The sequence below is a fragment of the Oceanihabitans sp. IOP_32 genome (assembly GCF_009498295.1).
GTDB classification, from domain to species: domain Bacteria; phylum Bacteroidota; class Bacteroidia; order Flavobacteriales; family Flavobacteriaceae; genus Wocania; species Wocania indica.
Genome location: NZ_CP040813.1, coordinates 3,237,300 through 3,251,638 on the forward strand (window position 1 = coordinate 3,237,300; position 14,339 = coordinate 3,251,638).

The window sequence follows — 14,339 nt, forward strand, 5'->3', positions numbered from 1 at the left end:
GAGTCTCTAGTTTTAGCTATGGATGTTTCATAATTTCTTTTATCATACTTTATTTCAGAGCAACCCGAAATAGAGGATTTGTTATTCTAAACAGCCAAAAATGTTTTAAAAAAGTTCTTCTAAAAAGGTCTTTTTTTCCTTCTGGTAGTGCATAATTTACATGAAAAAGGTTTTCATTTTTCAACAGTCTTTTAACTTTTTTGATTTCTGCATAAGTCTTTTTATTTTTTATAAGTTGATAAAAAATAGTCACATTAATAAAGCACATTCGGTAACCAAAATATTGATTGTTTTTTGAGTTTTGCTCTGCTTTTTCGCTAAAAGACTTCGTAATTCGTAAAACTGTTATAAGATCATTAAGCATTTTTGCTTTTTTTTTGTCGCTTGTATTTCTTGTAATAGAATCTGGCGATTGCAAGTAATGAGCGCCAATGGTATCTACTGCCATGACGTTTTGAGCATGATAAAAGACACGTGTGTTAAACTCGAAATCTTCAATATAAATTTGTTCTAAAAATAAATTGTTATGTTCTAGTAAAAGTTTCCGTTTATATAATTTGTTACAAGCCGAATTCATGTATTTAAAGCGGTTGTAATAGTCTATACCTTCATAAATTTTACCATTACTATGCATCGCAACTTTGTATGTTGTGTTTCCGTTAGGCAATACGCCTTGACTGCCAAATTCTAAGATATCAAGTCTTTTACTTAAGGCCATATCAACTAAAAATTTAAAAGTATTTGGCAAGAGATAATCGTCTGCGTCTAGAAATAGTAAATATTCCCCTTTAGCATGTGTTATTCCCGTGTTTCTTGCGCCACCTAAACCCTTGTTTTTTTGACTTATTACTGTAATATTAGCGTGTATTTTTGACATATCTTTGGCGATATCGAGACTGTTATCGGGCGACTCATCATCTACCATAATAATTTCAAACTCATCTGTACTTAAACCTTGATTAAACGCAGACAGCACACATTTACGCAGGTATTGCGCTACATTAAACATGGGTATAATGATACTTAATTTAATCATTGTATATAATTATAGTATATAAACATAAAATAGGTAAACATGAAATACACAAAAAGTACTTTCCCGATAACAATGTGCTGCCTTTTAAAAAAATTCTCTTTCAGAAAGGGATAAATAATTACCAAAGGCATTAAAAACCACGATAAATAAGCAAAACGATTGGAGAAATTGGCTCTAATCACCAATATCCAAAAGGCATTTGCAGTTAAATAAATATTGAATAGCTGAATAAAAACGGGATCGTTGTATTTTCTTTTAAAAATGAAGTAAGCTCCACTAACTACGGCAAAAGCACTATAGAAAAGAAAGTCGTATCTAAAACTAGTATTGGCAAAAGCCTCATGTCTTTCCCCTGTTAAATAGCCACTTAATCTATCGTCTGCAAAACCAAGTTGTGCGAATAAATTCTCCCAAAAGTTACCTAAGGTTATCGATAGCGGTATGGCTAATAGCCAACCATACATATACCATTTTGGGTTTTTTACAAAAAGTGTTAATATGAAGGCTCCAGTAGGTAGAAGCATGGTTTTATGAAATAAGCACGCGAGTATTATAACGGGTATAAATACCGTTTTTTTATTGTGATAGGATAGGGCTAAGATAAACAAGGATGTCGCCATACCGTTTCTAATGCCATTTACCCCATAGGTCCAAAACGAAAAAGACACCACAAACATAAAAAAGGCATAAAACCAATATTTATAAAAAAATCGTTTTGAAGCAACATAAAGTGGTACGATATATATAATGGCGCATAAAAAGAAAAAAGCACTGGTAGAGAGAAAATAGGAACAGATTTTCATTAATCGATGAAAAAACAGGTCGTTCTTTATAGTTATTTCTCCACCCATAGCATAACTATCGTAAATGCGAGCATAAGTAATCATATCGACAAAATATTTCCCGCTAATGGGGCGTAAACCAATATATAATGTTAGAAAAATCAAGATAAAATATCCCATGAAGTTAGTGTATCTTATATTTTTCTCTTCATTTATTTGTAATATAAATGTATGAAACAGTGTGAATAAGGCAATACCCAAAGCACTATAAATATAAACTCTATAATAGTATTCTAAGGGTATAATTTCAATCATTGCGGTAAACCGTTTTACATTAAATATTTTTTTGATACGACCTCTACATCAAATTTATATAATAAATCTGTTCTCTTTTCGAATAATTGATCCTTTAATTTATTAGATTTCAGGGCGTATTCTAAAGCCTCAGCAAATTTTTCTTCTTCGGGTATATGTTGGGTTGTTTTGGGTATTCCTAATTGGCCTTTATATAAATTAGGGGTTATAATACCGGCATCGACGTGTACATTTTCTTCATTTACTTGTTTAGACTGCATGCTCATCAATTCCATAATGCCATCGGTACAATACGAGGATACCACAGGAACCCCAATAGCTATCGATTCTACAATAACATTTGGCGTGCCTTCATAATGAGAAGATAAGGCAAGAACATTAGCGTGTTTTAGATATTTATACGGATTATTTTTTCGGCCTAAAAAATGAATTTTATCATCTATGGCGTAGTTTACACCCAAAGATTTTACTTTTTCGATAACGTTCAAATTACCATCTCCAATAAAAATTAAATGACAGTCAATCTCTTTTTTTAATACCAAATTAAACGCATTAATAAGATGCCAAGGTGATTTTTGTATGGAAAGTCGCCCTATAAATAAAATAGTTTTTTTTGAGAATAAGGCTTTTTCTACTTCGTCGTTAATCGGTTCTTCAGAAAGCTCAAGTAATTTTTTTATGTTATGCGGATTGTAAATGACTTCAATTTTATTAGAAAACCGAAAACCACAATTTTTTATTAAATCGCGTTTAATATCATGACTAATACAAACTACTTTTTTAAAACGACCATATAAATTTTTGTAGCTAAACTTAATTAGTTTATTAAAGCTATTATTAGCATTTAACTCTACACTTTTTAAGGCGTGTATACTGCCAATTTTATTTTCTCTGGTGTAGCTTAAGGCACTAAAAATATTAGCCATATCTCCAAATGAAATTGAATCTGTTGCCTGTTCTTTTTTTAGTATTCGCCTTATTTTAAAAGGCGCGACTATATAAAATAAAGCTCTTTGCAAGATGTTTAATTCTGAAAAGTCCTTATCGCTCAGAAAATATTCATCATCATTAAAATGAATAATATCAGATTTAAGCTTAATCAATTTAATAGCTTTAACCTGATAACCTTTTAATTGATAATGGTTATAGAAAGTAAGTGCCAAGCGCTCCATTCCGCCAACACTTCCATAGGGCATTATCAATATAATTTTTTTCATATTATTGTTTTAAGCTTTTAAAAAGAGCATCCCATTTTTGCATTATTTTTTCGGGTACATAGTTTTGGGCTTTTACTTGGGCATTTTCACCCATGTCTTGTCTTAAACTTTGGTTTTCTATTAGTTTTATAATGGCGTCTGCAAAACTTTGTATATTACCGTTTTCTATTAAAATCCCATCTTTGTAGTCTGTAATAATATCTGAAGGGCCATAAGGACAATCGAAGGAAACACAGGGCAAGCCATAAGACATGGCCTCAATTAACACCATGCCAAAACCTTCGAAACGCGATGACATGGCATATATCGAGGCCTGCTCGTATTTATCTTCAATATTTTTTACGGGTTTATGAAAGTTTACGGTATCGCCAATACCCAAATTATTGGCCTGAGTTTGTAGTTTGAGATTTTCATCAATTTTTCCGTAAATCTCTAAGTTCCAATCTGGATGTTTTTTGTGAACAATATGCCAGCTTTTTAGTAAACGATCATAAGCTTTTTGATACGATTGTCTGCCAACAGCTAAAACAATTTTATGGTTTAATTTTGAGGTTATCTCTGTATTAAAAGGTAATGGGTTAGATATGACAAGAATGTTCTTTAAATCCCATTCTTTTAAATTTCCACGAGTAAGAACAACAAAGGCATCGTAGCGTTTGGCACCAAACAACATGAGTTTGTGTTTAATTTTTTGGGCAATTGAAGCGAAATAATTGTTTTTATCTTTTTTTTGCTCCACATGAATAGAAACATGCCGCTCGTAAACCATGGGGCAAGGTTTGTTTGTAAATAGAGGTACGTAAAAACCTTTCAAGCCATCATCGCAAACTAAAATAATATCTGGTTTAATTTTTTTAATAGTCTGTCGGATGCCTTTTATATATTGAAAAACGGATTTAAAAACAGTGCCTTTATAGGGGATATCGTGATAAATTAACTTGTCGCTAAAATCGTAAAATAGCGGTGTGTTGTTTTGATTGAGGGTTAAAATATGAACTTCGTAATTTAACGTATCGGCAAGGTAGCTCGCTTTGATTGAGAGGACTCGTTCTAAGCCAGCAGCACCAGAAATTTGATTGGTTATATACAATAGTTTCATAAAAAACAGTTTATTTTACAAAAGCTTTACAAGTTTCTTTAAGAGCTTCGGCAAGCTCATGATGTTTGCCCAAATTTTTAACCATAGTGTGTTTATCAATTTTTCCGTCGAGTTTAAAATTAGCCTTCCAATTACCGTCATCATCCACATCAATCCTATTAAATAACTCAATAATACCGTCAAACCTGCATGTATCGACAAACGAATTAAAACTGTTTAAAAAAATTACAGGCGTGCCCATGGCTAAACAGGGTAGGGCGCAGTGAATTCTTGAGGTTATAACCAATTTAGCTTTGGCGTATTTTTTTAGACAGGAATCGGCATATTCAAATTTTTCTTCTTCGGTTTGTTTTCCTGGCGGAAGTATTTGCGTTATGTAGTTGGCATTTTCCAGTAGTTCTTTATCAACAATTTTTTTTAGCTGATTTTTTATTTTCCCCAGTTTAAAAACATCGCCATTTAAAACACTTTTTACAAGGTGTTTTGGAGTTAAAGACACCTTTTCGAGCGTGGGGTAATTATAAAAAGGATCTACAATGTAAATGGCATCTTCTCTTTCTGAATCACTTACTTTATATTGATCTAAAGTTAAGGTGAGGCATCCCGTAAAATAGGCCTCGATGCCTTTATCTTTAAGGATCTTTACAGTATACTTATCTCTGCAGCCAATAGGTTGATGTTTTTTAAGATAATTAATACCTTTTTCACTTAGCATGTACGGTGCTGCAGTATTATTCATATGAAAGGACACAAACAAGGGCATGATGTCTTCGCTTGGTACCCAATGCATAATATTATGAGTAAACCAACCATTCATAATAAGTTTTGTTGGCTCGTTTTTGTATTCGCCTAGTTTTTCCCGATTTATCCATGTGTTAACAGTTGGTAAATATTGCTTGGCAGCTAAACTTTGAACGTAGTCGCCAACATTGTATTTCTCTTTACTTTCTTGGTATGTTAATAGGCCGTACTTCATAATTTTGAATATCTAATTTTTTTATAAAAAGCATATAATTTTGAAAACTTATTTCTAATAATAAATTTTCTAATGGCGAGTTTATTTACTTTTTCTTCGTTTTTATTTATAATTTTTTTTAGATCGAGCTGCGCGAATGTATGTAATAGAGCGCTTTCGCTTTCTTTATTGTCAATCACAAAAAAAGGCTTGTTTTCTTTGGCTTTTTCCTGTAAACACCACCATTCGTATTCTAAGCCTTTACTCATGGTTGTATTTTGATTAAAAATGGATAAAATTCGATGGTAAAAATTCTCGGGTATTTCAAGGCCTAGATTAATAGGATTTGTGTTGGTCATAATCGTGCCTAAAATGGTTCGAAGGCATTTAGCACATTTGTTACAATTGGCACCATGGCGTAACTCTGAATAGCAAACCCGGAGTTTTATTGATGTGTTGTTTGCGTTTATATAAGAGACTACGTTTTCAATTTTTTGGGTTCGTCTTAAATGATATCCATCGTGAATCACGCTACAGTTTGCCCATTTCATTTTCTCGTCAATATTTGGACTTGAGCCCCAGCCAAAGTCTACTTCATTTGTATTCGACGAACCTATTAATACCGTATCGAAATTTAATTTATAGCTTAAAGGTGCTAGCACGCCTAATAATGCCATGCCGTGTTGAATTTTGCCCCACCATCCTATGTCTACCAAGAGCTCTACATGGTAAGTGTAAAAATCTCTCACATTAGTTTCTATGTATTGAAGCCTATTTTTATTTACAATTTTTTCTTCGTTGTTAAAGCGCTTAAAGTCTGCCCAACGTTTTGTATCGTCTATTGCAATATCTGCCCCGTGTATGGAGATTAAATAGGGATTTAAACTGTAGTTTCTAGTATAAGATTCAAAAGAATCTAAACCACCACTAAATAACAGGGCAGAATCACCTCCTTTAATGTTGTTTTTAACTAAAGTGCTCGCTTTTAAAGCACCACCTAAGGTTTTATTGGGATGGTATTTTGTGAATTCTTCTTTCAAATTTGCTAAGGCCTTGTAAAAATTTTCATCGACTTCGTCTACAAAAACATCAAAACCTACAAACCAGGCTATAGGCATGATGTTAGATAGAAGAGGAATAACAGCAATACTCTTTGGGGTGGCACTAACATCGATATCATATTTAGAGTAATAAGAGTCATTTAAATTGAAATATTTAGATAGGGATTTACTAATACTGTAATCATAGCAAATTTTTTTACCCGACTCTTCAAATGTTATGGAATGTAGTTTAAAATGCTTCATAGCTAGTTGTTATGTTATTCTGCTGAATATTGCTGAAAATGAATTTTTAAACAAATCTTTTTCAAAATTAACCATACCAAAAAAGTATATTAAAACGCCGTATGTTAGGGTATAGGTCACTCCTTTTATGACGAAATTAATCCATCCAGATCCTGGAATTAAATTAATAAAAAAACTAATAAAAACAACAGCCAAAACGACTATTATTGTTTTATTTAATAAGCCTTTGAAAAATCTAGGTATGTTAAGACCGATAACATTATGATAATAAAAATTCATGACATTTTGCACAATAAGCCAACCGGAAATAGAACCAGAAATCATACCAATAGCGCCATAAGATCTTGCTAGGAAAGCTCCGGCAACGGTACCTATAAACATAAACGTTAAATACAAAATAGCTTTAAACGACAGTTTGTTTTTAGCTTCCAAAATAGAGTTGCCAAAACCTTGAACTAGAGGTAGGGTATAGGCTACCATAATCATTAATGCAATTAACCATGTTTCGTAGCTGCCTTGCTCACCTAACTCTGCACCAACCCAAAGCTGGACAAATTGTTTTCCAAAAAACACAAAAGCAACTAATATATACATGAGTATAATAAATGAAAGTCTTCCTATTTTAATCATCATAGAGGTTAACTCTTCTCCAGAAGCATTTCTCACCGACATTTGTGTTGCTCTTGGTAAAAAAACACTAGAAATGGCCGTAGAAAATGCGCCGTAATAGCTACCTAAAACAATACCAATTCCATAAATGGTTAAAACTTCGGGTGTGGCGATGCGGCCTAAAACCCAATGCCCAGATTTCCATTGAAAAAGACTAACTAATGCAAAAACAAATATCCAAGTCGAATAACTAAAAATGTGCTTTACAAATTTACCAGATAGTTGATGTAGTTTTATTTTTACCTTTAATTTTTTAAAAACAAAATAGGCTGTTGATGCGATAACGAGAATATTAAAAATAGATTCTACAATAACTAGTGCGATAGCCTTACCACCAAAAGATAGAATAGCTACCACTGTTAATGAGCGTAATACATAACGTATAATATTGAGTGTTTTAGGAAAAACAAAGGCTTCATAACCATTACAGATGCCAGTTAAAGCGCCGCCAGGGAGTCCTATTGCTAAGTTGAAAATTAGTATAATAAAAATAACCTTAGCTATTTCTAGTTCTGCTGAAGTCATTTGTGTAAAATAGGAGTCGATATAACCGTAAAACACCATGCCAAAAATAACCACGAGCGTCGATATTATACCGTATAATAGCATGGTTGTAGCAAGAAAATTTTCAAGTCCAATACGGTCTTTTTCCGCTTTATACTTTGCCACAAACCGCACCACGGTATTGTTTAGTCCGAAATCTAATAGCGAAATTGTTCCTACTAAAGCACCAATGGTTATATAGATACCATATTCAGATTTACCTAGATGATTCAAGATAAAAGGAGTCATTAACAAACCTATTATGTTTGTTAAAAAAATAGTAATATAATTTAGAATAGCTCCTTTTTTAAGTTGACTCAAAATATTTAATTTATTTATTATCTGAACGTTAGCAGACTATTTTCATGATATGAATTATTTTTATTTTCAATTCTTATTAGTTTTTCATGAGTTGATGGCAAACGCCGATTAAAAATAAAAATAGAGCGATCTATAAGAAACAAATATCATGTTGCTAAGTTTCTGTCCAGACCCTATTTACAATCTTCCATGCACAAACTCTTTTAAAACACTTTTAACATCGTATAGTACACCGTTTTTATTTAAAAACGATTTAAAATTTATCTCTAAAAACGCTCTATGTGCCACGGTGAGCACGATAGCGTCGAAGGTGTCTTTGGGCATTTGGGTAACCATATCTAATCCGTATTCACGCTTCACATCGTTAGGATTTGCCCAGGGGTCGTAGATACAAACATCTAGTCCATAACTTTGTAATTCTGTGATTACATCTACAGTTTTAGAGTTTCTAACATCTGGACAGTTTTCTTTAAAAGTAACCCCTAAAACCAGAACTTTAGAACCTTTAATTTTTAAGTCGTTTTGTACCATGAGTTTTATTACTTCCGATACAACATAATTGCCCATACTATCATTAACGCGGCGACCAGCTAATATGATTTCTGGATGATATCCAACCTCTTGTGCTTTTTGAGCTAAATAATATGGGTCTACACCAATACAATGCCCACCTACAAGACCTGGTTTAAAAGGTAAAAAGTTCCATTTTGTTCCTGCTGCTTTTAAAACTTCTTGGGTATCAATATCTAAAAGGTTAAAGATTTTTGCTAATTCATTTACAAAAGCTATGTTTATATCACGCTGTGAATTTTCTATAACTTTCGCTGCTTCGGCAACTTTTATAGAAGGAGCCAGATGTGTACCAGCTGTTATAACGCTAGCGTACAAAGCGTTTATTTTTTCTCCTGTTTCAAGATTAGAGCCAGAAGTTACTTTAAGTATTTTATCGACAGTATGCTTTTTATCTCCAGGATTTATGCGTTCTGGAGAATAGCCCACATGAAAATCTACGTTAAATTTTAAACCGCTTATTTTTTCTAGAATTGGCACGCATTCATCTTCTGTCGCGCCAGGGTAGACTGTAGATTCGTATATAACGATATCTCCTTTTTTTAAAACTTTTGCAACTGTTTCGCTGGATTGATATAGAGGTGTTAAATCGGGTCTATTGTTTTTATCAACGGGCGTAGGCACTGTTATTATATAATAGTTACAGTCACTTATAGCCTTTATATCAAACGAGCAAATTAGACCTTTGTTTTGGTTCGGTTTGGTTCTTAACACTTCCCGAAGTGTGCTTTCTTCAACCTCTAAAGTGCTGTCCTTTGCTTGATTTAATTCGTTTATTCTATTTTGGTTAATATCAAAACCAGTAACATGGTATTTGGTTGCAAAAAGACTTGCTAATGGCAAACCCACATACCCTAAACCAACAACTGCAATTTTAATGTTTTTCATTTATAAGTTTTAATAGTATTATTTTAAGTTCTCCCAATACCATTGTACTGCTTCTTTTAGGCCAGCACTCACATTGTATTTAGGGTTGTAATTTAATAAGGTTTTGGCCTTATCAATAGAGGCTAGAGAGTGGGGTATATCACCAATTCTGTTTTCGGTATGTTTAATTTCTATGTGGTTTATAGCATCGTCAAATTGCGCTAAATAGGTTTTTAACATGGTCGCTAATTCAATTAATGTTGTGCGTTCGCCGCAAGCCACATTATAAACTGTATTTAAGGCATTAACATTATTAGTTGTAAGTGCATTCATGTTGATTTGAATCACATTATCTATATAAGTAAAGTCTCTTGAATAGCTGCCGTCTCCATTTATAACAGGAGATTCATGCCTAATAAATTGTTGCACAAATTTTGGAATTACCGCTGCATAAGCGCCACTGGGATCTTGTCTTTTTCCAAATACATTAAAGTATCGCAATCCTATAGTATCTAAATTATAAGTCTTTTTAAAAATATCGGCGTACAATTCATTTACATATTTTGTAATGGCATAAGGCGACAGGGGGTTTCCTATAGTGTCTTCTACTTTAGGTAAAGCCTCATGATCGCCATAGGTAGAAGAACTTGCCGCATACACAAACCGTTTAACGCCTGCATCTCTTGCGGCCACCAACATATTTAAAAAGCCAGATACGTTTACAGCATTTGTGGTAATGGGATCTTTTATAGACCTGGGTACAGAACCTAATGCAGCTTGATGCAATATAAAATCTACACCATGGCAGGCTGTATGGCAATCTTCTAAACGCCGAATGTCGCCTTCAATTAATTTAAAATTAGAATTTTTAAGGAAAGGTGCTACATTTTCTCTTTTTCCAGTAGCAAAGTTGTCTAAGCACACAACTTTTATATTGTAACCTAATAAAGTTTCACATAGGTTGGAGCCAATAAATCCTGCACCGCCAGTAACTAGCACTTGTTTTCCTTCTAATTTCTTTAATTGAGCAGTCATTTGTATGGGGTATTTTAATTTATTTTGAGCTTTACAAATATGATTAAAATAAACCAAACCTACTTAGTTATTTACTTCAAGGTGGTGTTTTTTTCGATGAACTCCATTTTCTAATTAGATATTGTCATTTTTAAAGTGAATTCTAGTCAAAATTATCGTTTTGGTCAAATCGATAAAATGTAATGTTTTATCGCCAACCAGATTGCGCTTTGGTAGTTGAGCGACTATTGTTACTGTATAACGAATTAGTGATTTAGTTTATTTGTTAATTTAAATTAATTAGTAGATTTATATTGATAAAAATAGAATTATTTAACACTAATCAGTAAAAAAATGCAATTTAAAATGAATTTTATTTTTTTCTGTCGATGGATTAAAGTTTAATTATCCGTGGTATAGTAACCCTAAAAACTACAGATTTTATTGTAAAGATTTGGAATGTTTTGAATGTAAATTGATTTTTTTTTGTCCACAAGAAAACATGACGCCTCCAGTCTTATTACAGAACGAATAATTTAATAGATACCTACAAACGTATGTCTAGTAACACAAAAATATATTTATCATCACCTCACATGGGTGGCGCAGAATTAAAATTCATAAATCAAGCTTTTGACACTAATTGGATAGCGCCCTTAGGACCAAATGTAAATGGTTTTGAGGAGGATTTAAAACGTTTTTTAGGTGGTGAAAATGAAGTTACTGCTTTAAATTCTGGGACTTCAGCCATACATGTTGCTTTACAGTTGCTGGGGGTTTCAAATGGAGACGAGGTGCTATGCCAAAGTTTTACATTTTCAGCCTCGGCTAATCCAATTGTTTATCAAGGTGCCAGACCAGTTTTTATCGATAGTGAGCTTGATACTTGGAATATGTCTCCAGAATTACTTGAAATTGCTATTAAAGATCGCATTGCGAAATATAAAAAACCCAAAGCGATTGTAGCAGTTCACATTTATGGTATACCTTTTAAAGCGAACGAAATAAATGCCATTGCCAAAAAATATGAAATCCCAGTAGTTGAAGATAGTGCCGAAGCTTTTGGGAGCACATATTTTGATAAGGCTTGTGGCACATTATCCGATGTTGGTGTTTTATCGTTTAACGGCAATAAAATTATAACAACTTCGGGTGGAGGTGCGCTGGTGGTTAAAAACTTAAAGCTGAAGAATAAAGCTGTTTTTTTAGCAACCCAAGCACGAGATAATGCGCCGCACTACGAGCATTCTTCCATTGGATTTAATTATCGATTAAGCAATGTCCTGGCGGGCATTGGAAGAGGGCAGATGGAGGTTATTGAAGATCGCGTAGCATCGAGAAGAAATAATTATAATTTTTATAAATCTAACTTATCAAAATATAAATCTATTCAATTTCTAGAAGAGCCAGAAGGTGTGTTTTCAAATCGGTGGATGACTTGTATAAATACAGAGTCTTACGAGATGCGCGAGTCTATAAGATTAAATTTACAAGACAATGAAATAGAATCCAGACCCTTGTGGAAACCCATGCACTTGCAGGCAGTTTTTAAAGATTGTTTAGCCTTTACAGACGGTACTTCAGAGCGCTTGTTTAACAACGGACTGTGTTTGCCAAGTGGTTCAAATTTAACGCCAGAAGATTTACAAAGAGTTTTAAGTGTAATTTTAAAAACCCAAAACCAATGATGACAAATTACTTCAATTATTATTCACAGAAATCTGCATCAAAATGGTTGATTTTAGCCATTGATTTATGCATTGTATTGTTAACGTTTTTTGCAACCTATTTCATTCGGTTTAATTTTACTTTAAACTTTGACATTGATCAATTCTTATATCAAATACCTTTCTTATTTGTTATTGCCTTAGTAAGCTTTTTAATTGTTGGTCCCTTTAAAAGTGTAATTAGACATACGGGATTTACAGATATTGTAAACCTATTTAAAGCTACTGCTCTCATGTCGTTTTTAGCGGTGGCATTTATTTTGTTTAACCGATTAACAAATCTAATTCCGAAATTTACAATACCGCTATCTATAATAGTAATACATGCACTTCTTAGTTTTGTCGCACTTAGCTCAAGCAGATTATTATTTAAAATGTTGTATAGGTTTTTAAAATGTAAATTAGCAACTTCTAAGCGCATTCTTATTTATGGTGCTGGAGACTCGGGTATTATTACTTATAACGCCTTAGTGAGCGATTTAAGAGCGCGAATTAGTGTGGTTGGTTTTATTGATGATGATGAAAATAAGAACGGAAAATCTATCAATGGTATCCCTATTTTTCTAAGGAAAAAAGTTACTAAAAATTACGTTAAAGCCAATTCTATTAACGAGATTGTGGTAGCCACACAGGCCATAGACTCAATTAACTTATTGAACCTATTAGACAATTTAACCGATTTAAATGTTAAAGTGACAAAAGTGCCACCAATTGAAAAATGGATTAATGGTGAATTAAGAGCTAATCAAATAAAACAAGTTCAAATTGAAGACTTACTCGATAGAGCTCCCATTGAGATAAACAATCCGAATTTATTAAATGAATTTAGAGGTCAAACCATTTTAGTCACAGGGGCAGCTGGATCCATTGGTAGTGAATTGGTTAAGCAATTGTCTAATTTTGAAGCAAAAAAACTAATTCTTCTCGATCAAGCGGAGTCTGCTTTGTACGATTTGCAACAAGATTTAAAACTAAACGGAAAAAACAATTTTATCGCTATTGTTGCCGATATAAGAGATGGCTTAAGAGTTGATGGTATTTTTCAAAACCATAAACCAACCATGGTTTTTCATGCGGCTGCTTATAAGCATGTGCCACTCATGGAGCAATCTCCTTACGAGGCCATAAAAATAAATGTGAATGGTACTAAAATACTAGCAGACACAGCATCGCGTTATCATGTTAAAAAATTTGTATTTGTATCTACAGATAAAGCGGTTAATCCTACAAGTGTTATGGGAGCTACTAAACGCATGGCCGAAATGTACATTAGTTGCCTTCAAAAAGAAAGTAAAACCAAATTTATTACAACAAGATTTGGAAACGTACTGGGGTCTAACGGTTCTGTAATCCCATTGTTTAGAAAGCAAATTGAAAATAACGGTCCTTTAACCTTAACCCATAAAGATATCACACGCTATTTTATGACTATTCCAGAAGCCTCGCAATTAGTTTTAGAAGCTGGTACTATGGGTAAAGGAGGAGAAATATTTATTTTCGATATGGGAGATTCTGTAAAAATTTTCGATCTTGCTAAGAATATGATTAATTTATCTGGATTGAGATATCCTGAAGATATAGATATTAAAATTACGGGCTTGCGTCCTGGAGAGAAACTTTATGAAGAATTATTAGCAAATGGAGAGAACACTTTGCCTACGTATCATAAGAAAATACTAATTAGTAAAACTAGAAAAATAAATTATCGTAACTTAAAGTCGCAAATTGAGTCTTTATGTATCACGAACCGCTTCCAAAGCGACGCTATTGTGTTGAAAATGAAAGCGTTAATTCCAGAATACATGTCTAATAACTCGTATTTCGAAAAATTCGATAAAAAAGCACAAGTATCTAATAAAATACAAAGATTGTTGGGAGGTAATGAAGAAAAAGAATACGGTATTTTGTAAAATAGTATCT

The 14,339-nt window shown here is 33.0% G+C and carries 11 protein-coding genes; 2 read left to right on the top strand and 9 right to left on the bottom strand.

The window, feature by feature from the left end:
- Positions 1-49: 49 nt before the first annotated feature.
- The 9 genes from FEZ18_RS13550 to FEZ18_RS13590 form a co-directional block, all read right to left on the bottom strand.
- Positions 50-1,036: a glycosyltransferase family 2 protein gene (locus FEZ18_RS13550; protein ID WP_153268813.1), complete on the bottom strand. Its 987-nt coding sequence runs from the start codon at positions 1,034-1,036 to the stop codon at positions 50-52.
- On the bottom strand, positions 1,033-2,133 hold the full coding sequence (locus FEZ18_RS13555) for an EpsG family protein (RefSeq protein ID WP_153268814.1): 1,101 nt from the start codon (positions 2,131-2,133) through the stop codon (positions 1,033-1,035). Before FEZ18_RS13555 ends, FEZ18_RS13550 begins: the two co-directional genes overlap by 4 nt.
- A gap of 14 nt (positions 2,134-2,147) precedes the next feature.
- Positions 2,148-3,350 carry a glycosyltransferase gene (locus tag FEZ18_RS13560; protein WP_153268815.1) on the bottom strand — a complete coding sequence of 401 codons (1,203 nt, stop codon included), beginning with the start codon at positions 3,348-3,350 and terminating at the stop codon, positions 2,148-2,150.
- A gap of 1 nt (position 3,351) precedes the next feature.
- Entirely contained in the window at positions 3,352-4,449 is a 1,098-nt protein-coding gene (locus FEZ18_RS13565) for a glycosyltransferase family 4 protein (RefSeq protein WP_153268816.1), read from the bottom strand.
- 10 nt (positions 4,450-4,459) lie between these two features.
- Complete coding sequence (locus FEZ18_RS13570) at positions 4,460-5,425, bottom strand: polysaccharide pyruvyl transferase family protein (protein WP_153268817.1); 966 nt, start codon at positions 5,423-5,425, stop codon at positions 4,460-4,462.
- A complete protein-coding gene (locus FEZ18_RS13575; RefSeq protein ID WP_153268818.1) occupies positions 5,422-6,708 on the bottom strand; it encodes a hypothetical protein in 1,287 nt (428 codons plus the stop codon). The genes FEZ18_RS13570 and FEZ18_RS13575 overlap by 4 nt, the downstream gene beginning before the upstream one ends.
- A 9-nt stretch (positions 6,709-6,717) precedes the next feature.
- A complete protein-coding gene (locus tag FEZ18_RS13580; RefSeq protein WP_194269484.1) occupies positions 6,718-8,241 on the bottom strand; it encodes a lipopolysaccharide biosynthesis protein in 1,524 nt (507 codons plus the stop codon).
- 177 nt (positions 8,242-8,418) lie between these two features.
- Positions 8,419-9,699 carry a nucleotide sugar dehydrogenase gene (locus FEZ18_RS13585; RefSeq protein WP_153268820.1) on the bottom strand — a complete coding sequence of 427 codons (1,281 nt, stop codon included), beginning with the start codon at positions 9,697-9,699 and terminating at the stop codon, positions 8,419-8,421.
- An 18-nt stretch (positions 9,700-9,717) separates the two neighbouring features.
- A complete protein-coding gene (locus FEZ18_RS13590) occupies positions 9,718-10,713 on the bottom strand; it encodes an SDR family oxidoreductase (RefSeq protein WP_153268821.1) in 996 nt (331 codons plus the stop codon).
- A 536-nt stretch (positions 10,714-11,249) separates the two neighbouring features.
- On the opposite strand from FEZ18_RS13590, the gene FEZ18_RS13595 reads away from it, so the two are divergent.
- Positions 11,250-12,380 carry a DegT/DnrJ/EryC1/StrS family aminotransferase gene (locus tag FEZ18_RS13595; protein ID WP_153268822.1) on the top strand — a complete coding sequence of 377 codons (1,131 nt, stop codon included), beginning with the start codon at positions 11,250-11,252 and terminating at the stop codon, positions 12,378-12,380.
- Positions 12,377-14,329, top strand: a complete 1,953-nt coding sequence (locus tag FEZ18_RS13600; protein ID WP_153268823.1) for a polysaccharide biosynthesis protein — start codon at positions 12,377-12,379, stop codon at positions 14,327-14,329. The genes FEZ18_RS13595 and FEZ18_RS13600 overlap by 4 nt, the downstream gene beginning before the upstream one ends.
- Positions 14,330-14,339 lie beyond the last annotated feature (10 nt).